The organism is Lentzea sp., from assembly GCF_035525475.1.
Lineage (GTDB): Bacteria > Actinomycetota > Actinomycetes > Mycobacteriales > Pseudonocardiaceae > Lentzea.
Genome location: NZ_DATLEC010000138.1, coordinates 17691 through 38609, shown reverse-complemented (window position 1 = coordinate 38609; position 20919 = coordinate 17691). Strand labels below are relative to the sequence as shown.

The window sequence follows — 20919 nt, the reverse complement described above, 5'->3', positions numbered from 1 at the left end:
AAGTCCGTCGAGACCGGCGTGGTCAAGGTGAGCGGCTCCGGCAACGCGCTGAAGGTCAACGACGCCAACGTCATCTGCGGCGGCGTGAAGACCGCCAACGCCACCGTGTACCTGATCGACTCGGTGCTGATGCCTGCCTGATCGCACCGGTCGTTCGACGAGCTCCGGAAACAGCCCCCTGTTTCCGGAGCTCTTCACGTCTGCTCGCCGGGAAGTCTGATGTGGACGGACGTCGCGCCGGAGGACGGGAACAGCGCGTGGTTTCCCCGGATCGCGGATGACGGTCACGACCACGGCATCCGGGTTCACCGGCCGCAGCGCCCTCGTGATCAGTAGGCACTCAGGTCGTCGGGAACCGCGACGAAGACACGACCAGCGATGTCAGCCGCCGCTTCGTCGAGCGCGCATCCGTCCCGCCCGTCGCCGAGGACCGCGGTGGCGCCGTTGGCCGTCGCTTCGAGGACGGCGAGGAGGTCGGTGTCGAGGACGGTCACCAGCGCACCCGGCTGCAGGACCAGCACCGAGTTCGCGGCGCGGCGCCCGGTGCCGCCGTACCCGATGACGAGGATGTGATCGGTCACGTCGAGGGATTCGGTGCACGTGCGGAACCGGATCGCCCTCCGGCTCAGGACAGGACGATCGCGAGGACCGGGGAGCTTGTCGGACTCGGTGACCCGTGGGCCGGCTCGACGGTGAGGAGGACCTCGCTCACGTCGCGGATCCCCGTCACGAGCAGCGACATCGCGGTGTCCGCCGGACGCGTCGTTCCCGCCGACCGGGGACCGTCGCCGTCGACCAGCCACAACTGGTAGGCGCGGTCACGGGGCAACGCCGGCAGGCCGTCCGCCAGGAACAGCATCTCGTCGCGGCCGTTCGACACCGCCGCGGTGCCCGCCGGATCTCCCGCGCTCACGAGCCGCAGGTCCTGCGCGGCCAGCAGATCCCCGATCCGGGTGTGCGGAGGGGCGGCCACGGGGATGGTGGTCGACGCCGTCAACGCGCCCTGCACACCGGCCACCGCCATGGCGGCGACACACGCGGCGGCGATGAGCGCCGCGGCGGCGCGGAAGCCCTGGCGCCGTGAGGAACCCGTCCCCACCTCGGAGACCGGCGGCACCTGCCGCAGTCGGTGGACCGCCCCCAGCACCTGTGGCCGGAGGGCGTCGGGGAAGACCTGGACGACGGCGCTGCCGAGCCGGGCGGCGGTGGCCCGCAGTTCGGCCACCTCCTGCGCGCAGCCGGGGCATCGGCCCAGGTGCGCCTCGAACTCGTCCCGTTCCTGGCCGGGCAGCGCGTCGAGTGCGTGAGCACCGGTCAGCAGGTGCGGGTCGATCGCACGAGTTCCTCCGGGGTTCACGCCTCTTCTTCGAAGCCGCGGGCCAACCGGATTGCCCTCGAATGCAAGGCGTGCCGCGAACCGTCCACGTGGGACCGTCTCACAGCAGGGAAACCACCCCGTAGGCGCCGGCGGCGACGGCGGCGGAGGCCGGCAGGGTCAGCACCCAGCCCTTGGCGATGTCGGCCGCCACGGACCAGCGCACCGCCGAACGGCGGGTGGTCGAGCCGACGCCCATCACCGCCGACGTGATCACGTGCGTGGTGGAGATCGGGGCGTGGAACACGAACGCGGCCAGGTACAGCACGGACGAGGCGGACAGCTCGGCGGCGAAGCCGTGGGGCGGGGTGAGGTGGAAGATGCGTCTGCCCAGGGTGCGCATGATCCGCAGGCCGCCCGCGTACGTCCCGGCCGAGAGGGCCAGCGCGCACACCAGGATCACCCAGAACGGCACGGCGTAGCCGGTCTGGTTCTGGGTGACGACGAGCGCGAGGACGATGACACCCATGCTCTTCTGGGCGTCCTGCAGGCCGTGGCCCAGCGCGAGGCTCGCCGCCGAGAACACCTGCGCGCGGCGCATCAGCCGTCCGGCGCGGTGCGCGTTGGCGTTGCGGAACGTCCACATGATCACGGTCATCACCGCGTAGCCGAGCACCAGGCCGATGACGGGGGAGACCACCATCGGGATGACGACCTTCTGCAGCACGCCCGACCAGTGCACGGCGGTGGCGGACGCCAGCGCCGCGCCGACCAGGCCGCCGACCAGGGCGTGCGAGGACGAGGACGGCAGGCCGAAGTACCAGGTGACCAGGTTCCAGACGATGGCGCCGACGAGGGCGGCGGTGACCGCGTGCAGCGCGTCGCCGCCGACCGGGGTGTCGATGATGCCCGAGGCGATGGTGACGGCGACGCCGGTGCCCAGCAGGGCGCCGATCAGGTTCATCACCGCCGCGAGCGAGAGGGCGGCGCGCAGGGTCAGCGCACGGGTGGACACGGCGGTGGCGATGGCGTTGGCCGCGTCGTGGAAGCCGTTGGTGAAGTCGAACGCCAGTGCGAGGACCACCACGAGCACCAGGCCCGCGGTCGGCATCACGCTTCCTTGACCGCGATCGAGTGCACGGCGTCCGCCACGTGCTCGAAGGCGTCGGCGGCGGCTTCCAGCTCGTCCACCACGTCCTTGAGCTTCATGACCTCGAGGGCGTCGCGCGTGCCGTTGAACAGCTCCGACAGCAGCCGCCGGTAGACCTGGTCGGCCTCGTTCTCGAGCTGGTTGACCTCGACCCAGAACGCGGTCAGCTCCTGCGGCTCGGTGAGCCGCGGCATGGCGTCCGCGGTGAGCTGGGCCGCCCGGCACAGCAGCTCGACCTGCGCCGACACGCCGTCCGGCAGCTCACCCACGCGGTACAGGGTCGCCAGGTCCACCGCGGCGTCCATGTGGTCCACGACGTCGTCCAACCTGGACGCCAGCCGGTAGATGTCCTCGCGGTCGAACGGCGTCACGAACGACCGGTCCAGGTGCCCGATGATGGCGTGGGTCGCGTCGTCGCCGGTGTTCTCCAGCGCGTGCATCCGTTCCGCCAGCTCCGCGCGCTGCTCGATCGGCGCCGCCACGAACTCGCGCAACAGTTCGACGCTGCTGCCGATGTTCGCGCCTATCTCGGTGAACAGCTCGAAGAACTTCGCGCCCGTGGGTTTCCTGCTGATGCGCATGCGGTTGGTCCTTCCTCGACGCGCGACATCAGGCGCCGGGCAGCGGAAGGTCGTCGGCGCACACGCGCAGGACTACCCGCAGAGGGGACGGGTAAACAGGTTCCTCCTTCACCGCCCGGCGCCGGGCGGTGAAGAGGGGAAGGTCCCTTGTGGACTCTTGTTCCGGTCAGGCGGCCTCGCCGACGACGACCTTCACGGTGGAGTACCTGCGGCGCAGCTCCTTGTACGGCTGGTACTCCGGTGAGTCCCAGAACTCCTGGGCCGCGGCCCGGTCGGCGAACTCGTGGATCACGAGCGTCGGCGGGGTCCAGTCACCTTCCAGCACCAGCACGGAGTCGTCGACCAGGAGGTTGCGCGCACCGGCCTTCTCGAGCAACGGCATCACACCGCCGACGTACTCCTGGAAGCCGGCCGGGTCGGCGATGGACAAGTCGATGACGACGTATGCGGGCATGTCCGCGTCTCCTTCAGGTGCGTTGTTGATCGCCTCCTACGCTAAGGACACCCAGTGGTCTTTCCAATGCGACTGAAGACCGCTTTCATACTCGATCAGACCGTACGATGACGTGGTGGATGTCTTCAGCGATGTGATCGCCACGGTTCGCACGGGCCGCCCCAAGTTCACGCGGTCCCGGCTGAGCGGCCGGTGGGGCTACGCGTTCGGCCCGTATCCGGGGGCCGGCTTCCACGTCGTGCTCGAAGGCACCTGCTGGCTGATTCCTCCATCCGGTTCCCCCGTCGCCCTCGGCGCGGGCGACGTGGTGTTCCTGCCGCACGGCGCGGTGCACGGCATCAGCGGCAGTCCGGACAGGACGATCGCCGACCTCACGCCCGCACCGGAGGCGGGTCCGCCGGACGAGGAGCCCGCGCCCGGCCAGACGCAGTTGCTGTGCGGCGCCTACCGGCTGGAACGCGGGCAGGCCCACCCGTTCCTGCAGACCTTGCCCGAGGTCGTCCACCTGCCTGCCCGCCTCGGTGACCACTCCGCTCTGCGCAGCGCGGTCGACCTGCTCGGTGCGGACCTCATGGAGGCCCGTCCCGGCGCCGCCGCCGCACTGCCCGCCCTGATGGACCTCCTGCTCGTCTACCTGCTGCGCGCCTGGCTCGACGAGGAGGCCGCCCGTCACGGTCCGCGCGGGGGCTGGTGCGTCGCGTTCACGGATCCGGTGGTCGCCACGGCGTTGCAACACATCCACCGCACGCCCTCGCACCCGTGGACGGTCGAGGAGCTGGGCGCCGAGGTCGGGCTGTCCAAGACCGCGTTCGCCCGCAGGTTCACCTCGCTGGTCGGCCAGTCCCCGATGGCCTACCTGACCTGGTGGCGGCTGAGCACCGGCGCGCGGATGCTGCGGGACGGCCAGGCGCCGCTCGCCGCGATCGCCCGTCAGGTCGGCTACACCTCGGAGTTCGCCTTCTCCAACGCCTTCAAGCGGGTGTTCGGCACGGCGCCCGGCAAGTTCCGCCGGCGGCAGGCAAGCTGACGGTTCACGCCGGTGACTGGCTCATCTCGTGACGGGCGGCGGCGTGTTCGGCGGCCTGCACCAGGAAGGACAGGCCGCCACCGAGCACCACGCCGGTCAGCGAGAGGACCGCGACCCACACCTGCGTCTGCATGGGCGATTCATACCGAACGATCACCGCGCCCGGCTGCGGTTCGCCGCGAGCGCGCGCCGTTCCACATCGCGGGAGCCCTTGCTGTGCCTGGCCCGCTGCTCCGACCATTGCCGCCACCACCAGGTGGACGGAGGGCGGCATGAGCGCGGAGGAAGGTGTCGGCCGTGAGCGCAAGCTCGCGGTGAACGAGGACTGGGCGGCGACGATCGCGGGGCTGGCGCTGCTGGTCCTGGTGCTGAGCGGGATCCTGCCCGGCTGGCTGGTGCCGTGATGGCGGAAGTCGAGACGCGGCAACGGTCCTGGGTGTGGTGGGCGGTCGGCGGGGTCGCGGTCGTCGTGGTGCTGGGCGCGCTGACCCGCTACCTGGAGCAGAACGTGCCGGTGTTCACGAAGGGCACGTGGCTGGGCGGTGTCGCGAAGAGCGTCGAGTACCCGGTCTACGCGATCCTGCTGGGGCTGCTGGGGAACGCTGTGCTGACCGGGCTGGGTCTCCGGGACAGGCTGGCCGCGGGGTTCCGCACGGAGTTCTTCATCAAGACCGGTCTGGTGCTGCTGGGCGCGTCGATCAACTTCGCGGTGATCGTGAAGGCGGCCGGGCCCGCCATCGCGCAGGCGTTCCTGCTGATCACTCTGGTTTTCGGCTTCACGTGGTGGCTGGGCGGGAAGCTCGGCCTGGACCCGAAGCTGCGGGCGCTGCTGTCGTCGGCCGTGTCGATCTGCGGTGTGAGCGCGGCGATCGCGGCGGCGGGCGCGGTGCAGGCCAAGCGCGAGCAGCTCGCGTACACCGCGAGCCTGGTCATCATCTTCGCGCTGCCGTCGATCTTCGTGCTCCCGCTGCTGGTGGACGCCTTCGGGCTGCCCACGGCGGTCGCGGGGGCGTGGATCGGCGGCAACATCGACACGACGGCGGCCGTGAGCGCGGCAGGCGCGCTGGTCGGCGAGGAGGCGTTGCAGATCGCGACGATCGTCAAGACGACGCAGAACGCGTTGCTCGGCGTGGTCGCGGTGGCGTTGACGGCCTACTTCGCGCTGAAGGTCGAGCGGACCGGCGACGCGAAGGTCAGCGGCCGGGCGTTGTGGGAGCGCTTCCCCAAGTTCGTGCTCGGGTTCCTGGCCGCATCGGTCGTCGCGACGGTGTTCCTGGAGTCCGGCGGCGACAAGTCGGTGATCACGACGGTCAACGACCTGCGCACGCTGTTCCTGATCCTCGCGTTCGTCTCGATCGGGCTGGAGTTCCGGGTGGCGCCGCTGCGCGAGGCCGGCTGGAAGCCGATCGGGGTGTTCGCCAGCGCGACGGTGTTCAACCTGCTGGTCGGGCTCGGGCTGGCCGGCGTCCTGTTCGCCGGCTTCGGCAACTAGCGGCCGGACCGGGCGCCGGTCTGGTGCCGACGCCCGGTCAACGTCGACTTGCTTCCGCAAAAGCGGAACCTATGATGTCCTCGTGCCGAATCTGCGGATCAGCGAAGCGGCCGCGATGCTCGGAGTCAGCGATGACACCGTGCGGCGGTGGATCGACAACGGGCGCCTGGTGGCGACGACGCTCGACAACGGGCGCAAGGCCATCGACGGCAAGGAGCTCGCCGCGTTCGCGCAGCGGATGACCGAGACGTCCGAGCCCGGCGTCACCGTCGCCGCGTCCGCCCGCAACCGGATGCGGGGGATCGTCACCCGCGTCCTCAAGGACGGCGTGATGGCGCAGGTCGAGATGCAGGCGGGGCCGTTCCGCATCGTGTCGCTGATGAGTCGCGAGGCCGCCGACGAGCTCGGGCTCGAGGTCGGCAGCGTCGCGGTCGCGTCGATCAAGTCGACCAACGTCGTCGTCGAGATCCCGGAGGCCTGAGCGGTGTCCGGGATCGTGCACGGTGTCGTCATGGCGGCCGTGCTGGCGCTCGCGGGGTGCGGCTCCAGCGCGCCGACGCCCGCGTCGGGCGTCACCGGTGACATCACCGTGTTCGCCGCGGCGTCGCTCACCGAGACCTTCACGCAGCTCGGCGAGGACTTCGAGGCCGCCCACCCCGGTACGAAGGTCGAGTTCAACTTCGCCGGCAGCTCCGCGCTCGCGCAGCAGCTCAACCAGGGCGCGCCCGCCGACGTGTTCGCCTCGGCCGCGCCGGCGAACATGAAGCAGGCCACCGACACCGGGACGATCACGGACACGCCCACCACGTTCGCCAGGAACGAGCTCGCGATCGCCGTGCCGAAGGGCAACCCCGGCAGGATCGCAGGGCTGCCGGACTTCGCGGTGGCGGACAAGAAGATCGCCCTGTGCGCGGAGCAGGTGCCGTGCGGCGCGGCGGCGAAGAAGGTCTTCGAGGCAGCCAAGGTGACGCCTCGGCCGGACACGCTGGAACAGGACGTCAAGGCCGTGCTCACCAAGGTCTCGCTCGGCGAGGTCGACGGCGCGCTCGTCTACAAGACGGACGTCAAGGCCGCCGGGAGCAAGATCGAGGGCATCGACTTCGCCGAGGCCGGCCAAGCCGTCAACGACTACCCGATCGCACCGGTCGCGAAGGCGCGGAACGCGGCCACCGCCAAGGCTTTCGTCGCGTTCGTGCTGTCGGACGAGGGGCGCGCGGTGCTGAGCGCGGCGGGCTTCGTCAGCCCGTGACACGTCATCGCGGCCGCGGACGGCTTCCCGTTGTCCTCGCCCTTCCCGCCTTCGTCGGCCTCGCGTTCCTGCTGGTGCCGTTGGCGGGACTGCTGGTCAAGGCGCCGTGGGGGAGTCTGCCCGGTCAGCTCCTCAGCGCCGAGGTCGGTGAGGCGCTGAGGCTTTCGCTGATCTGCGCCTCGCTGGCCACCGTGCTGTGCCTGCTGCTCGGGATCCCGCTCGCCTGGTTGCTGGCGAGATCCGGCTTGCCCGGCAGGGGTCTTCTCCGGGCTCTCGTGACGGTGCCGTTGGTGTTGCCGCCCGTGGTGGGCGGTGTGGCGCTGCTGCTGGTGCTCGGCAGGCGCGGGCTGATCGGGCAGCACCTGGACGCGTGGTTCGGTGTCTCGTTGCCCTTCACCACGGCCGGTGTGGTGGTGGCCGAGGCGTTCGTGGCCATGCCGTTCCTGGTGATCTCGGTCGAGGGCGCGTTGCGCGCGGCCGATCCCCGCTTCGAGGAGGCCGCGGCCACGCTCGGGGCGTCGCGCTGGCTGACGTTCCGGCGGGTGACGCTGCCGTCGGTGCTGCCGGGCGTCGTGGCGGGCGGCGTCCTGTGCTGGGCCAGGGCGCTGGGGGAGTTCGGCGCCACGATCACGTTCGCCGGCAACTTCCCCGGTGAGACGACGACCATGCCGCTGGCGGTCTACCTCGCCCTGGAGACGGATCCGGACGCGGCGATCGTGCTGAGCGTCGTGCTGCTGCTGGTGTCGGTGGGCGTGCTGGCCGGTCTGCGCGACCGGTGGATCAGCGGTCCGACATGACGTTGAACGCGGAACTGCGCGTCACGCGCGGGAGCTTCACCCTCGACCTCGACGTGACCATCGCGCCGGGCGAGGTCGTCGCGCTGCTCGGCCCGAACGGCGCGGGCAAGTCCACCGCGCTGCGCACCCTGGCGGGGCTGCTCCCGTTGACGTCCGGGCACATCGCCGTCGGCGAGTCCACTTGGGACGGAGCGGACGACTTCGTGCCGGCCGAGAAGCGTCCGATCGGCGTCGTGTTCCAGGACTACCTGCTCTTCGCGCACATGTCGGCGCTGGAGAACGTGGCGTTCGGGCTGCGTGCCCGCGGCACCCGTCGCGGCGAGGCACGCGCCGAGGCCGCCAGGTGGCTGGACCGGGTCGGTCTGGCCGACCACGCACAGGCGAAACCTCGTTCCCTGTCAGGAGGTCAGGCCCAACGAGTCGCGCTGGCCCGCGCCCTGGCCACCGGGCCGAGCCTGCTCCTGCTGGACGAACCCCTCGCCGCCCTGGACGCGAGCACCCGCCTGCAGGTGCGGTCCGAGCTCGGCCGGCACCTCGCGGACTTCGACGGCCACACCCTGCTGGTCACGCACGACCCGTTGGACGCCATGGTGCTCGCCGACCGGCTGGTGATCCTGGAGAACGGCCGCGCCGTCCAGCAGGGCTCGCCGTCCGAGGTGGCCAGGCAACCGCGCACCGGCTACGTCGCGAACCTCGTCGGCCTGAACTTCTACCGCGGCACCGCCACCGGCACCTCGGTCGCCCTGGAGGGCGGCGGCGGTCTCACCATCCCGGCACCGGTCACCGGCCCGGTGCACGTCGTGTTCCCACCGACCGCGGTGAGCCTGCACCCGGACAGGCCGTCCGGCAGCCCGCGCAACACCTGGCCCGTCACCGTCGCCGCGATCGAACAGCACGCCCACACCACCCGCGTCCGGCTCGACGGCGCGCCGAACGTGCTCGCGGACATCACCACGGCGACGCTCGCGGACCTGCGGCTGCGGCCCGGTGACGAGCTGTGGGCGGCGGTGAAGGCGACCGAGACGCACGCCTACCCGGCCTGACGGTTTCCGGGCCGGTAGTTCAGCTCGCTTGAAACAATTACTTCAGTGTTGACCGAAGTAAAACCTTGGGACGGATGCCTTACCGTGCAACGTCCTCACGCAGCTTGTGAGCGCCGCGCTATCCGTGCCGGGCCGAGGTCCGGCGTTCGCGCGACGCCCTCAGGTAGCCCATCACCAGCGACTCCAGGTCGGGTTCCGCCTCCGCCCAGCCCCGCGGCGCCGGTCCGGCGTCGCGCAGCAGCAGGGTGGACTGGCGCTGGGTGCGGGTCGCGCTGACGAGCGTTCCGTCCACAGCGGACTCGTCCGCGACGGGGCCGGACAGGATCCGGTGCTGTGCGAGGACTTCCTCGATGTCGCCGTCGACCTGGACCCGGCCCTCGTCGACCAGCAGGAGGTGGTCGCACACCTCGCGCAGGTCGGTGAGCAGGTGCGAGGACATCACCACCGTCGTGCCGCGGTCGGCGACCTCGGTCATGATGATCCGCAACGTCTCGTCGCGGGCCAGCGGGTCCAGGTCGGACAGCGGTTCGTCCAGGAGCAGCAGGCGGGGGAGCCGTCCCAGCGCCATCGCGATGGCCACCTGGGTCAGGGCGCCCGCGGACAGGGTGCCGACCTTCGCACCGGTGTCGACGCCGGCCAGCAGTCCGAGGACCTCGCGGACCCGGTCGCCCGACCAGCGGTCGTTCATCGCCGCGCAGACGCGTTCCAGTTCGCGGACCGTGAGGTCGCGGTAGAGCGGCCGGTTCTGCGCCAGGAACGAGACGTCGGGGTGGATGCGGCCGCGCACGGGTGTGCCGAAGACGCTCAGGTCACCGGTCGTCGGGCGGACGAGGCCCGCGGCCATGCGCAGCAGGGTGCTCTTGCCGGCGCCGTTCGGGCCGACGAGGGCGACCACCTTGCCCTCGGGGACGGTGAAGCCGCAGTCGCGGACCGCCCAGCGGCTGCGGTACCGCTTGCCCACGGCGGTGGCGGTCAAGGGGGTCATGATCGTTCCTCGGCGGGGTAGTGCTCGTCGCGGACCGCGGAGTAGAGCGCGTCGACGTCCTCCACGACCAGGCCGCCCTCGCGGGCGTGGCCCATCCAGCGGCCGAGTTCCTGCCGCAGCGGCGCGTCGTCACCGGAGGTCGCCTCGGAGGACAGCGACTTGGTCACGAAGGTGCCCAGGCCGCGGCGGCCTTCCGCCAGCCCTTCGCGTTCGAGTTCGCGGTACGCCTTGAGCACGGTGTTGGGATTGACGGCGGTCGCCTCCACCACCTCGCGCGCGGTGGGCAGGCGGTCGCCGGGGTTCAGCAGTCCCAGTCGCATGGCTTGCTTGACCTGCTGGACGATCTGCACGTAGGTGGAGACCCCCGAGCGCCGGTCGATCCGGAACTCGATCACATCGGTCAGCATAGGTGCTCCGGGGTCCCCACCGTGCTCAGCTCTGCCGCCGCAGCGCCCAGGCGGTGCCGGCCAGCAGCAGGAGCGCGAGGCCGCCGAAGATCGCCAGGTCGACGAGGTGCACCTGCCAGGCCTGGCTCGGCGGGACGAAGACCGCGAAGCGCTGGGGGAGACCGGACTGCGGGAGGCAGGCGAGGTAGCCCTCCTGCGTGTTCGGCGTTCCCGCCGGTGTCGTCTTGCAGGCCTGGACCAGGGCGCCGGCCTTGGCCTCGGCGACCGGTTGGCCCGCGTTGTCGAGCCAGCCGTAGTCGATCACCAGGCTGCCGTCCTCGTGCACGGTCAGCTGCTCGCCGGGCGCGACCTCCAGGCGCTGGGCGGGAACCAGTCGGTCCACCAGCCCGGACAACGCGAAGCGCACGACGACGAACGCGCCGAGTCCCGCCGTCATCGCCACCAGGGTGCGGCGGGACACCACGCCGAGGAACGTGCCGAGGGCGAAGGCGAACAGCGCGTAGCCGACCGGTGAGACGTGCTCGATGCCGAAGGTCAAGGTGTTGAACGGACCGTTCATCCGCGGACCCAGCTGACCGGCCGCGGAGATCCACCAGGTGACCGCGGACTGCAGCGCCACCAGCACGACCAGCGCGGGCAGCAGGGCGATGGCCAGCTTGCTGAACATCCACCGGGTGCGGCTCACCGACTGGGTGAAGGCCAGCACGTGGGTGCCCTGTTCGAGCTCCCTGGCGAAAAGAGGGGCGCCGATGAAGACGCCGATCAGGGCAGGAGCGCAGGTGATCACGAGCCGGCCGATGTCGAGCGGGTTCCCCCACGCCTCCCTGAAGGCCTTGACCACCTCGCCCGGCACCGCGCAGTCGTCGCCCTGCGCCACGCACTGGGTGAGGCCCGCGGAGGTGAGGTCGCCGACCATGCTCGACCGCAGCAGGGCGATGACACCCGTGCCGACGACCAGCACGCCGAGCAGGGTGATCAGGTGCAGGCGCTGCTGCCGCCACGAAGCCCAGATCATGCCGCTTCCTCCCGCGCCGCCGCCGCACGCATGTGGTGGAGGGCCAGTTCGCCGAGCGGCGTGCCGCCCGCGCTGAGCCGGGCGACGTCACCGGCCAGCAGGATCCGTCCTCCGTGGAGCAGGACGAGGTGGTCGCACACGCCTTCCAGCTCCGCCAGCACGTGCGAGGACAACACGACGGTGATGCCCTGGGTGCGCGCTTCGGTGAGCAGCGCGCGCAGCACGGTCTCGCGGGCCAGCGGGTCCAGGTCGGCCAGCGGCTCGTCGAGCAGCAGCAACCTCGGGCGCTTGCCCAGCGCCAGCGCCAGGGAGACGCGGGTGCGCTGCCCGCCGGACAGCGTGCCGACCTTCGCGTGCATCGGCACCCCCGCCTGCCCGATCAGGTGCTCGGCGTACCCCCGGTCCCAGGTCGGGTTGGTCCGCGCCCCGAACGTCAGCGTCTCGGCGACGGTGAACTGCTGGTACAGCGGCTTCTGCTGGGCCAGGTAGGACACCGCGGGGTGTAGCCCCTTGCCTGTCGGGCGGTCGCCGAAGACGGTGATCGCACCGGTCGTCGGGCGCAGCAGGCCGGTGACCAGGCCCATCAGCGTGCTCTTGCCCGCGCCGTTCGGGCCGACGAGGGCCACGACCCGGTTCGGCGGGATCACCAGCGACGTCTCCCGCAGCGCCCACCCCCTGCGGTACTTCTTCCCCACGCCTTCGGCGCGCACCGGGGGCGCGTGTTCCGGCGGCCTTCCCATCGTCACGGCCGTCTCCTTCCGTCATCGGCTGCGGCCCAAGCTAGCACCTTTCACTAGTGAAGTAGTGAAAGGGTGCCACCTGTCTCGTCCGAGCAACCCGGCGGTGAGGTGGACGTCCGGACCTGCGGTTGACGATGTGGAAGGCGTGTTGCCCGCGCGCGAGGCCGGACGAGGGTCAGTGCCGGTTTCCCGCCTGCCAGTCCGGGAAGCGCGGTTTCCAGCCCAGCGCCTGCCGGGCGCGTTCGTTCGACGCCCCGCGCAGCCGGGTCAGCTGGTAGGTGGGGAACCAGCCGAGCAACCGCGAAGCGATGTCCGCCGGGATCGTGCGCGGCACCGGGCCGCCGAGCAGCCCCGCCCATCCCGGCAACCACTCCGAGCCGAGGGCCGGCGAGTCGTCAGTGATGTTGAACGTGCCCGGGACTTCGGATTCGATGGCCAGTGCGGTCGCCCGTGCCGCGTCCTCGACGTGGACGAACGACGTGACGCCGTCAGCGCCCGCGGGTTGGCGGTAGCGGCCGCGGGCAAGCGCCGAACCGACCGCGCCGTCGGCGGCGTACTGCGTGCCGGGGCCGTACAGCGTGCCCAGGCGCAGCACGGTTCCGGCGGCCTGCGCCACCGAACTCTCCAGTGCGGCAACGGCTCGGGTCGTCGTCGCCCAGCCGGGATCCGGTGCGTCCAGGTACAGCGGCGCGTCCTCACCGAGCACGGCAGGACCTTCCGGCGCGGTGGCGAACGCGATGCTGTGCGCCACGAGACGCCCCACCCCGGCCGCCAGCAGACCGGCCGTGCCCTCCGCGCGCAGCCGGGCCGTCTGCTCGAACGCCCGCGGGTGGCGCAGCGCGGAAGCCTGGTGCACCACCACGTCCGGTGACACCGACCGGACTGCGCTCACCACCGCCGTCCGGTCCAGCAGGTCCACCCCCAACGGCACGACCTCGTGGCCGCGCTCCCGCAACAGCGGCAGCAGCGCCCGGCCGAGGACACCGGTCGCCCCGGCCACCAGCACTCGCACGGCTCACTCCTCCGGTACGTCGCGGACGCGCATCAGCAGGCGGCACGCGGGGTCGCCGTGCCGCAGGCAGTCCGTAGCGCGGTTCTCGGTCAACTCGACGCCGAGCCCGGCCGACCACCCGGCGTGGATGTCGGTGCACGGGCACTCGTAGCCCTCCAGCGACCCGGCCATCCGCACCATCGTCACGGCGAAGTTGCGCCGCATCGTGAGCTCGATCAGGTCGTCCTCGACCACGTCCACGTCACCGTCGCGCAGCTCGGACGGGAACATCGCCTCCGCGCACGCCTCGTACCGCTCCCGCAGGCCCTTGATGTCGTCACCCGCATGACGGGTGCGCTTCGCGACCTTGCGGCCGATGTTCTCCGCCACGAACCTCAGCGCCTCGGCGTTGATCTCGTTCGCGACCTCGTGGCCGAACCGCTTCGCCACGCCCTGGTACCACCGGGCGTCGTGCAGCCACCACGCCCGGTACGCCTCCATCGCCCGCAGCTGCGGCGACATCTCCGTCATGCCCGCCCTGCCAGCCGTGCGCGGAACCGCTCGCGCAGCTCCCTCTTGAGGACCTTGCCGGTGGCGCCCTTGGTGACCTCAGCCGCATCCACCACGAGCGCGCGCGTCAACTCCGGGAAGCCGGCCTTGGCCAGCACTTCGTTGACGTGCGAGGTCCACTCGTCCTCGGAACGCGAACCGGTGGTCTGCAACAACACGTACGCCTCGCCGACACCGTCGCCGTCCCAGTCGGCCCGCACGCCCTCAGGCGCCACGGCCACGACCGTGCAGTCCGCGAGCTCCGGGATCTCGCGCAGCAGCAGCTCTTCCGTGCGGGTGCTGAGCACGAGCCCGTGCTCGGTGCGGATCGCGTCCGGCGCGCGGTCGAGGTGGTAGAAGTTGCCGTCCTCGTCCTGCGTCGACAGGTCGCCGGTGAGCCAGTAGCCGCCGAGCCGCAACCGGTGGAACGTCAGCGAGTCGTTCCAGTAGCCCGGCGTCAGCGTCGGCGACTTGACCCCGAGCCTGCCGATCTCTCCGGGAGGCAGCGGGTTCCCGTCCTCGGACAGCACCGCGGCCTCGGCGAAGCTCATGGGCTTGCCGATGCACCGGCCGTAGGAGGCGCTGCCGGGCCGGTGGCCGTTGTGGAAGATCGAGTAGCCGGTCTCGGACGAGCCCAGGCCGTCGGTGAACACCGATCCGGGCCTGCGGACGCGCTGGAAGTTCTCGTCGATCCACTCGTGGCTGCCCTGCGCGACCAACGCCCGGACGTGCGCCTCGTGGGCGGCGTCACCGGTGTTGTACCAGCCCTCCACGGAGGACAGGTCACGCTTCGACAGGTCGTGCGCCGCCATTTCGCCGTACGTGCCGGCGAACCCGAAGATGTTGGTGGGCTTGAACTTCTCCGCCGCGTCGAGCACGTCCGCGCCGCGCTGGCTGGACTGCAGGTAGACCGGCGAGCGCAGCAGCAGGCCGAACAGCAGCACCGAGATCGAGGCGTTGTGGGAGCCCGGCAACGCGACCAGCAGCCGTCCCATCGAGTTGCCCGTCGACAAGCGGAGCCGGTGCAACTGGGCGTAGAGCAGCGTCTGGTGCGTGTGCGGCACGGCTTTCGGCATGCCCGTCGTGCCGGAGGAGTGCGAGATGATGATCGGGTCCGTCGGGTCGTGGCGGTAGGGGAACACCTCCGGCAGCTCGCCGTCGCCGTGCACGTCGGCGGCGGTCACCCCGAAGCCCAGGCCCAGCTCGTCGAGATGCCCGGCGAAGACGTCGCGGTGCGCGTCGTCGGTGAGCACGCCGACGGCGCCTTGGCGGCGCACGTACTCGCGGGCGATCTCCGGCCGCAGGTTGCCGTTGACGAACGACGGGATCGCGCCGAGCGAGGTCAGCGCGAGGAAGTTGACCGCGAACTCGGTGCTGGAGAACGTGTGGACCGCCACCGGGTCGCGCGGCCGCACGCCCTGGGCGTGGTACCACGACGCGTACTCCTTCACGGCGTCGTGCAATGCGCCCAGGGTGAGGATCTTCGGCCGGGTGCCGTCTGGCGCGGTCCACGTGTCATCGGTCCACACCGCCTCGTCGTCGAGCGAGCGGCCGTAGGCGACCACGCGGTGCAGGACGTTGCCCGCGCCGAGCGTGGTGTCGGCGAAGATCCGGGCGCGTTCGGCCTTCGTGATCACCGTCGTTCTCCTTGAGCGGTCGTGGTGGCGGCCAGGGCGTGCAGCCCGGCGACGCCGGGGGGATAGGGCTTGGGCAGGCCGTCTCCGGGCCCGACGAGCAGGCCCGCCGCGAGGTCGGTGACCCGCGGTTCGGTACCGCGCAGCCGGTGCACGGCGTCGGTGCGCGGAGTTCCGGCGAGCTCGACGCCGATGACGAGCACGCGGTCCAGTCCGTCCTCGAGCAGCAGCTCGGCCACGTCGAGCGGCCCGCTGCCGGGGTGCTCGCCCGGCGAGAGCGACAGCAGCGGTCCGGTGATGTCGTGCTCGATGCTGATCCGGCCGAGGATCGCGTTCGCGGTGGCCTGCATGAACAGCAGCGCGTTGGCGGGTTTGCCCTCGGTGAGCAGCCTGCTGGACAGGTCCGTGGTGACGCTGTCGCCGAGCTCGCTGGCGAGCACGAGCGCGGCCCGCGCACCATCCACACCGGACAGCAGCTGCTCGGCGACCTGGTGCGCCAGCGGGTTGAACGGCGATTCGATGAACCCGGTCACCTGGGGAGCCGTCGCGGTGTCGCCGACGGCTGTGGCGAAGATCTTCACGGCAGCTCCAGCACGATCGCGGTGTTGGCGCCGCCGAACGCCGCGTTCAGGGTCAGCGCCCGCCGCAGCCGGGCCGCCCGCGCGTCGTTCGGCACGTAGTCGAGGTCGCACGCCGGGTCCCGGCCGGTGAACCCCGCTGTCGGCGGCACGGTCTGGTCGAGCAGAGCCAGCAGCGTCACGACGAACTCCACCGCGCCCGCGCCTTCGAGCATGTGCCCGGTGGTGCTCTTCGTCGAACTCACCGGGATCGAAGCGGCGTCGGCGCCGAAGAGCGTGTGCAGACCGGCGGTTTCCGCGCTGTCGTTGTGCTGCGTGCCGGTGCCGTGCGCGTTGACGTAGCCGACCGGACCGCCCTTGCCCAGTGCCGCCGTCGCCGCCAGCACCAGGCCACGGGCTTCCGGGTGCGGCCGGGCGATGTGGTGGGCGTCCGCCGCGACACCCCACCCCGGTACGCGCGCCAGCACGTTCGCGCCTCTTCGCACCGCGTGGCTCCGCGACTCCAGCACGACCGCCGCGACGCCGTCCCCGAGCAGCAGCCCGGACCGGCCTTCGCTGAACGGCCGGATCGAGCCGTCGCGGGACAGCGCGCGGCCGGAGTCGAACTTCGACTGGTTCTCCGGCTCGACCAGGTACCCGCCGGCGCACACGGCGCTGTCCACGACACCGGCGGAGATCAGCCGGCAGCCGTGGACGATCGCGTTCGCCGACGCCACGCACGCGGTGGTGAACGTCGTCCGCGGCCCGCGAGCACCCAGCCGTTCGGCGAGGACGTCGGCGAACGTGCGGGCAGCGCTGTCCTCCACGTGCTCGGTGGCACCGGAGGCCCAGAACGCGGTCACGGCGGTGAAGTCACCCGCCACCCCGGCCAGCACGGCGGTGTCTCGGCCCGGCGGCAGACCGGACATCGCCACCGCCGCGTCGGCCACCTCGGTCAGCGCCGTGCGCAACCGCGGGGCACCCGGAGCGCACGCGGCGACACCGGTGCGCAGGCCGTCGGTGCCGAACCGCTCGATCGGCCCGAACGCCGCACGGCCGGCGAACACCCCGGAGCGCAGCGCGTCCGCGCCGTCCCCGAACGCCGTCCGCACGCCGAACCCGGTCACCACCACGTCGTTCATCGCGTCGCCAACTCCTTCAGGTGCTCGGCGATGCGCCGCGCGGAGGTGTTGCCGGAGAAGCACTCCTCGGACGCCTCGGCGAGCACCCCGCACCGGATCTCGAGCACGTGCAGGAACCAGACCAGCCCCATCGAGTCGAAGACGAACTCCGTGTCGACGTCCGGGAGGCTCGGGAAGATCTTCGGATCCGACAGCAGCTCCCGCACCTGCGCGGCCGAGACCGGTGCGCTCATGCCTTCGCGCCCCTGGCGACGGTGTCCGCGACGAGCTCGCCGAGCGTCATCGCGCCGACCGGCTCGATGCTGTCGTCGGGGTACTGCACGGAGAACCGGCGCTCCAGCCGCATGGTCAGCTCGATCAGGCTGAGGGAGTCGAGGTCGAGGCCGGTCGCGCCGAGCGTGATCTGGTCGCTGACGGTGTCGTCCGGCAGCGGTTGCCCGAGGTCCTCGACGATCGTGGTGAGGACGAAGTCGCGGATTTCGGACTCCAGTGTCGTCTGCATCGGTTGTCGCCTTTCGGTGTTCGCGCCTGGATCAGGCGGGCACGGCCGCACGCAGCACGTCGTGCCGGCGGACGAGCTTGCCGTTGGGAGTGCGGGGCAGCCGGGGGAGCACGTGGATCTCCCGCGGGATCTTGTAGTCGGCGAGCCGTTCGCCGCACCACGTCAGCAGGTCGCTCGCCGTGGTGCCACCGACGACGTAGGCCTGGATCGCTCCACTGTGGACAGCCACGGCCTCGGTGACGGCGGGGTGGGTGCGCAGCGCGGCCTCGACCTCGCCGAGGTCGACCTTCAGCCCGCCGACCACCACCAGCGAGTCGCCGCGGCCGTGCAGGTGCAGGCAGCCGTCGACGTCGAGCTCTGCCCGGTCGCGCACGCGCAGCCAGCCGTCGACGAACCGGTCGCCGCCTCCGCTGAGATAGGGCGACTCGGGCAGGCGCACCTCGACCTCGCCGTGGTGCACCCGCATCTCCACGCCCGGACACGCGCGCCCGACGGACGGCCGCAGCAAGCCGCTGACGTCCATCGTGATCACGCCGGTCTCGGTGGTGCCGTAGGACTCACCGAGCCCGATGCCGAACCGGGACGCGAACATCTCCGCCACCGACGGTTCCATGATCTCGCCGCCGCTCACCGCCGCGCGCAACGACGGCAGGGCCGGGATTTCCCGCGCGGTCGACAGCAGCGCGTAGTGGAACGGCGTCCCGAAGAACACGTGCACGTCGTGGCGCGCCGCCGTCGCGAGCAGGTCGCCGGCCGTGAGCTTGCTCGCGAACACCGCCGTGACGCCCTGCGCGAGGCTGTGGAACAGACCGGCGATCAGGCCGAAGCTGTGCGCGGTGGAGCTGAGCAGCAGCACCCGTTCCCCGGTGACCGGCATGCCCTCGATCCGCGCGAACCGGTCGATCTCGCCGGCGATCTCCCGCGGGGTGCGGCCGATCATCTTGGGCGTGCCGGTGGAGCCCGAGCTGAACTGCACCAGCCGGTGGGCCGTCGCGGCCGGGAGGCCGTCGCGGATCCGGCTGGTGACCAGCTCGTACTCCGCGGTGAACGCGGGGGTGGCGCCGGCGACCCCGCCGCGGACGGTGAACTGCGGCCTGCCGACCTCGCGCACCGCCTCGACCTCGGCGGACTTGAACCGGTGGTCGACCAGCATGACCTGGGCGCCCAGCGACCACAGCGCCAGCGCCGCCTGCACCTGCGTGTAGCTCGGCGGCACCTGCAGCAGCACGGTGCTGCCCTCGGTGATGCCCGCGCCGGCGAACAACGCCGCCTCGCGGTGGACCATCTCGCGGACCTCGCCGCGGGTGCGGACATCGGTGCCGTGCGCGAGGTAGGGGAGCGTGCCGGAATGGCCGTCGAACAGCCGGGCGATGAGCTCTCCCATCGAGGTCGTCATCACGACTCCCGGCAGAACTCGCCGATGGGGATGCCGACGTGCCGCTGGTCGGTCGCGAGGTAGCCGAGCAGCTCGTCGCCGTTCTGCAGCTCGGTGACGTTGCGGACCTTCGCGCCGGGGCCGAGCACGCGCACGTGCCAGTCGTCCTGCACGGTCAGGCTGACGACGACGCCGTCCGCCGAGTGCGCGGTGATCGTGAGCAGCGGCCGGGACTCCAGCTTCGCGCGGCCGACGACGACCCGGCGGGTGCGGCCGTCGGAGTCGACGGCGAGCACGGTGCTGCCGGACCTCAGCTCGGACAGGTAGTTGGTGCGGTTGTCCGGCCCGAGCACGTAGGAGTGCAGCGCGCCCGCGTTGACCCGGAACGGGCGGGTCGGCATGTAGGGCAACGGGTGCGTCTCGCTGCAGCACAGGATGAACCCGGTCGAGTACGAGCCGACGAGGATTCCCTCGTCCTCGCGGAAGTGCGAGCAGGTGTCGACGCAGACGCGGTCGCCCAGGCCGTGGTGCTCGATCCGGTCGACGGTCAGCGTGGAGAGCTCCAGGTCCGGGGTCGTGCCGGACAGCATCCGGGTCAGCGCGAACACGTCGTCGGCGGTGCGCGGGGCGAGCAGGACGCCCTCCGAGCCGCGCTCCAGCACGTCGACGACGATCGACGCCTCCTCGAGGTCGGCGCACACGGTGATCAGCTGGCCCGGCGCCTTGTCCGCCGCCGCCAGCACGATCTCCAGCGGGATCTTGGTGGGGTCGGCGAACTCGACGATCGTGTACGGCAGCCCGACCGCCGCGGCGCAGGCGAGCTGCAACGTGCGGTCGTCGCGGACGTGCACCCAGGCAGCTCCCCCGGCGCGGACGAGACCGGGCAGCTCGTTCTCGTCGTCGATCCGCGTCGCGCGGACCGGCGCGTCACCGTCGCCGACGAGCACACCGAGCACCGTCGGCGGCAGCTTGGCGAGGAGTGCGGCGTCGTCGGCGACGACGGCCTCGGCCTTGGCGTGGATGGCGGCGTCGACCACCGCTTCGAGCTGCTCGGCGGGAACGGCCCGGACGTCGACCCAAGCGTGTTTCATGCGACACCTGTCGTGAGGAGGGGTTCGGACAGCGCTGCGGGGTTCTGGGCGTGCACCACGGCGGCCAGCCTGGCGACGGTGACCGCGGGGTTCTCGGAGGTGAAGATCCGGCGGCCGATCGCGAGACCGGCGCACCCGGCGTCCATCAGCTCGGCGGCGGCCACCTCGAGGTCGCGGGCGTCAGGCGCTCCACCGGCGCACAGCACCGGCAGCGGGCAGCTCTCGACGACCTCGGACATCCGCGCCGGGTCCGCCGGCACCGCGGTCTTCACCAGGTCGGCGCCGAGGTCGGCGGCGATGTTCACGGCGTGGGACAGCAGGGTGACGTCGCGGGGGTCGGCGATGCGCGGACCGCGCGGGTAGATCATCGCCAGCAGCGGGATGCCCCAGCGCTGGCAGGCGCCCGCGACCAGGCCGAGGTCGGCGAGCTGGCGGCTCTCGGTGTCCGAGCCGACGTTGACGTGCACGCTCACCGCGTCCGCGCCGAGTCGCAGCGCGTCGTCGACGTCGCCGACGAGCACTTTCGCGTCGGTGTCCGCCGCGTGCGCCGTGCTGGCGGACAGGTGCACGACCAGCCCGCACTCGCCGAGCGCCGACGGGTCCAGCGTGCGCGCCCTGCCCTTGTGCACGACGAGCGCGTCGGCGCCGCCACCCGCGATCGCGCGGACCAGGTCGTCCCAGTGCGACCGGTCGCTCACCGGGCCGTCCGAGACGCTGTGGTCGAGCGGGACGAACAGGTGTTTCCCGTCCCCCGTGCGCGAAAGCCTGCGCATTCGCAGAGCTTTGCCGTCGGTGGTCATCGAGCCTCCTTCCACGTCACGGG

The 20919-nt window shown here is 71.5% G+C and carries 28 protein-coding genes; 8 read left to right on the top strand and 20 right to left on the bottom strand.

Annotation, left to right across the window (positions count from 1 at the left end):
- A partial coding sequence (locus tag VM306_RS23280) for a fasciclin domain-containing protein (RefSeq protein WP_325518552.1) occupies nucleotides 1–141 on the top strand: 141 nt, incomplete at its 5' end.
- Between the two features lie 188 nt (nucleotides 142–329).
- Here VM306_RS23280 and VM306_RS23275 read toward each other — a convergent pair.
- The 5 genes from VM306_RS23275 to VM306_RS23255 all read right to left on the bottom strand — a co-directional run bounded on the left by VM306_RS23275 (nucleotide 330) and on the right by VM306_RS23255 (nucleotide 3500).
- On the bottom strand, nucleotides 330–581 hold the full coding sequence (locus VM306_RS23275; protein ID WP_325518545.1) for an NAD-binding protein: 252 nt from the start codon (nucleotides 579–581) through the stop codon (nucleotides 330–332).
- A 44-nt stretch (nucleotides 582–625) separates the two neighbouring features.
- Nucleotides 626–1357, bottom strand: coding sequence for an anti-sigma factor (locus VM306_RS23270; protein ID WP_325518543.1), 732 nt, complete (start codon nucleotides 1355–1357; stop codon nucleotides 626–628).
- A gap of 79 nt (nucleotides 1358–1436) precedes the next feature.
- Nucleotides 1437–2426, bottom strand: a complete 990-nt coding sequence (locus tag VM306_RS23265; RefSeq protein WP_325518541.1) for an inorganic phosphate transporter — start codon at nucleotides 2424–2426, stop codon at nucleotides 1437–1439.
- Entirely contained in the window at nucleotides 2426–3046 is a 621-nt protein-coding gene (locus VM306_RS23260) for a DUF47 domain-containing protein (RefSeq protein ID WP_325518539.1), read from the bottom strand. The genes VM306_RS23265 and VM306_RS23260 overlap by 1 nt, the downstream gene beginning before the upstream one ends.
- A 166-nt stretch (nucleotides 3047–3212) precedes the next feature.
- The gene (locus tag VM306_RS23255; RefSeq protein ID WP_325518537.1) at nucleotides 3213–3500 is read right to left on the bottom strand and encodes a DUF1330 domain-containing protein; all 288 of its coding nucleotides are present in this window, start codon (nucleotides 3498–3500) and stop codon (nucleotides 3213–3215) included.
- A 115-nt stretch (nucleotides 3501–3615) separates the two neighbouring features.
- Between VM306_RS23255 and VM306_RS23250 the strand changes: the two genes are divergently transcribed.
- Nucleotides 3616–4527 (top strand): AraC family transcriptional regulator, encoded by a 912-nt coding sequence (locus VM306_RS23250; protein ID WP_325518536.1) that lies wholly within the window; start codon nucleotides 3616–3618, stop codon nucleotides 4525–4527.
- Nucleotides 4528–4531: 4 nt separating this feature from the next.
- Here VM306_RS23250 and VM306_RS23245 read toward each other — a convergent pair whose 3' ends face one another.
- Entirely contained in the window at nucleotides 4532–4660 is a 129-nt protein-coding gene (locus tag VM306_RS23245; RefSeq protein ID WP_325518534.1) for a hypothetical protein, read from the bottom strand.
- Nucleotides 4661–4799: 139 nt separating this feature from the next.
- Here VM306_RS23245 and VM306_RS23240 point away from each other — a divergent pair, with 139 nt between their 5' ends.
- The 6 genes from VM306_RS23240 to VM306_RS23215 all read left to right on the top strand — a co-directional run bounded on the left by VM306_RS23240 (nucleotide 4800) and on the right by VM306_RS23215 (nucleotide 9108).
- Nucleotides 4800–4931, top strand: a complete 132-nt coding sequence (locus tag VM306_RS23240) for a hypothetical protein (protein WP_325518532.1) — start codon at nucleotides 4800–4802, stop codon at nucleotides 4929–4931.
- Nucleotides 4931–6019: a YeiH family protein gene (locus VM306_RS23235; RefSeq protein ID WP_325518530.1), complete on the top strand. Its 1089-nt coding sequence runs from the start codon at nucleotides 4931–4933 to the stop codon at nucleotides 6017–6019. Before VM306_RS23240 ends, VM306_RS23235 begins: the two co-directional genes overlap by 1 nt.
- Nucleotides 6020–6101: 82 nt before the next feature.
- Nucleotides 6102–6500, top strand: coding sequence for a helix-turn-helix transcriptional regulator (locus tag VM306_RS23230; RefSeq protein ID WP_325518528.1), 399 nt, complete (start codon nucleotides 6102–6104; stop codon nucleotides 6498–6500).
- A 30-nt stretch (nucleotides 6501–6530) separates the two neighbouring features.
- A complete protein-coding gene (modA, locus tag VM306_RS23225) occupies nucleotides 6531–7268 on the top strand; it encodes a molybdate ABC transporter substrate-binding protein (RefSeq protein ID WP_414672438.1) in 738 nt (245 codons plus the stop codon).
- Complete coding sequence (modB, locus tag VM306_RS23220; protein ID WP_325518524.1) at nucleotides 7265–8065, top strand: molybdate ABC transporter permease subunit; 801 nt, start codon at nucleotides 7265–7267, stop codon at nucleotides 8063–8065. The genes modA and modB overlap by 4 nt, the downstream gene beginning before the upstream one ends.
- Nucleotides 8062–9108 (top strand): ABC transporter ATP-binding protein, encoded by a 1047-nt coding sequence (locus VM306_RS23215; protein ID WP_325518522.1) that lies wholly within the window; start codon nucleotides 8062–8064, stop codon nucleotides 9106–9108. Before modB ends, VM306_RS23215 begins: the two co-directional genes overlap by 4 nt.
- Nucleotides 9109–9226: 118 nt before the next feature.
- Here the strand turns inward: VM306_RS23215 and VM306_RS23210 are convergent, their stop codons facing one another.
- The 14 genes from VM306_RS23210 to VM306_RS23145 all read right to left on the bottom strand — a co-directional run bounded on the left by VM306_RS23210 (nucleotide 9227) and on the right by VM306_RS23145 (nucleotide 20896).
- The gene (locus VM306_RS23210; protein ID WP_325518520.1) at nucleotides 9227–10093 is read right to left on the bottom strand and encodes an ABC transporter ATP-binding protein; all 867 of its coding nucleotides are present in this window, start codon (nucleotides 10091–10093) and stop codon (nucleotides 9227–9229) included.
- Nucleotides 10090–10488: a GntR family transcriptional regulator gene (locus VM306_RS23205; RefSeq protein ID WP_325518550.1), complete on the bottom strand. Its 399-nt coding sequence runs from the start codon at nucleotides 10486–10488 to the stop codon at nucleotides 10090–10092. Before VM306_RS23205 ends, VM306_RS23210 begins: the two co-directional genes overlap by 4 nt.
- Before the next feature lie 37 nt (nucleotides 10489–10525).
- Nucleotides 10526–11515 (bottom strand): ABC transporter permease, encoded by a 990-nt coding sequence (locus VM306_RS23200; RefSeq protein ID WP_325518518.1) that lies wholly within the window; start codon nucleotides 11513–11515, stop codon nucleotides 10526–10528.
- Entirely contained in the window at nucleotides 11512–12255 is a 744-nt protein-coding gene (locus VM306_RS23195; RefSeq protein ID WP_325518547.1) for an ABC transporter ATP-binding protein, read from the bottom strand. The genes VM306_RS23200 and VM306_RS23195 overlap by 4 nt, the downstream gene beginning before the upstream one ends.
- Before the next feature lie 175 nt (nucleotides 12256–12430).
- A complete protein-coding gene (locus tag VM306_RS23190; protein ID WP_325518516.1) occupies nucleotides 12431–13267 on the bottom strand; it encodes an NAD(P)-dependent oxidoreductase in 837 nt (278 codons plus the stop codon).
- 3 nt (nucleotides 13268–13270) lie between these two features.
- Nucleotides 13271–13777: a hypothetical protein gene (locus VM306_RS23185; RefSeq protein WP_325518514.1), complete on the bottom strand. Its 507-nt coding sequence runs from the start codon at nucleotides 13775–13777 to the stop codon at nucleotides 13271–13273.
- Nucleotides 13774–15432 carry a class I adenylate-forming enzyme family protein gene (locus tag VM306_RS23180; RefSeq protein ID WP_325518512.1) on the bottom strand — a complete coding sequence of 553 codons (1659 nt, stop codon included), beginning with the start codon at nucleotides 15430–15432 and terminating at the stop codon, nucleotides 13774–13776. Before VM306_RS23180 ends, VM306_RS23185 begins: the two co-directional genes overlap by 4 nt.
- Nucleotides 15429–16010 (bottom strand): hypothetical protein, encoded by a 582-nt coding sequence (locus tag VM306_RS23175; protein ID WP_325518510.1) that lies wholly within the window; start codon nucleotides 16008–16010, stop codon nucleotides 15429–15431. The genes VM306_RS23180 and VM306_RS23175 overlap by 4 nt, the downstream gene beginning before the upstream one ends.
- Nucleotides 16007–17128 (bottom strand): beta-ketoacyl-[acyl-carrier-protein] synthase family protein, encoded by a 1122-nt coding sequence (locus VM306_RS23170; protein ID WP_325518508.1) that lies wholly within the window; start codon nucleotides 17126–17128, stop codon nucleotides 16007–16009. Before VM306_RS23170 ends, VM306_RS23175 begins: the two co-directional genes overlap by 4 nt.
- Nucleotides 17125–17361, bottom strand: coding sequence for a hypothetical protein (locus VM306_RS23165; protein ID WP_325518506.1), 237 nt, complete (start codon nucleotides 17359–17361; stop codon nucleotides 17125–17127). The genes VM306_RS23170 and VM306_RS23165 overlap by 4 nt, the downstream gene beginning before the upstream one ends.
- Complete coding sequence (locus VM306_RS23160) at nucleotides 17358–17630, bottom strand: acyl carrier protein (protein ID WP_325518504.1); 273 nt, start codon at nucleotides 17628–17630, stop codon at nucleotides 17358–17360. Before VM306_RS23160 ends, VM306_RS23165 begins: the two co-directional genes overlap by 4 nt.
- Before the next feature lie 31 nt (nucleotides 17631–17661).
- Nucleotides 17662–19026, bottom strand: a complete 1365-nt coding sequence (locus tag VM306_RS23155; RefSeq protein ID WP_325518502.1) for a fatty acid--CoA ligase family protein — start codon at nucleotides 19024–19026, stop codon at nucleotides 17662–17664.
- The gene (locus VM306_RS23150; RefSeq protein ID WP_325518500.1) at nucleotides 19026–20096 is read right to left on the bottom strand and encodes a 3-dehydroquinate synthase II; all 1071 of its coding nucleotides are present in this window, start codon (nucleotides 20094–20096) and stop codon (nucleotides 19026–19028) included. The genes VM306_RS23155 and VM306_RS23150 overlap by 1 nt, the downstream gene beginning before the upstream one ends.
- Nucleotides 20093–20896 carry a 2-amino-3,7-dideoxy-D-threo-hept-6-ulosonate synthase gene (locus VM306_RS23145; protein ID WP_325518498.1) on the bottom strand — a complete coding sequence of 268 codons (804 nt, stop codon included), beginning with the start codon at nucleotides 20894–20896 and terminating at the stop codon, nucleotides 20093–20095. The genes VM306_RS23150 and VM306_RS23145 overlap by 4 nt, the downstream gene beginning before the upstream one ends.
- Between the last annotated feature and the right edge of the window lie 23 nt (nucleotides 20897–20919).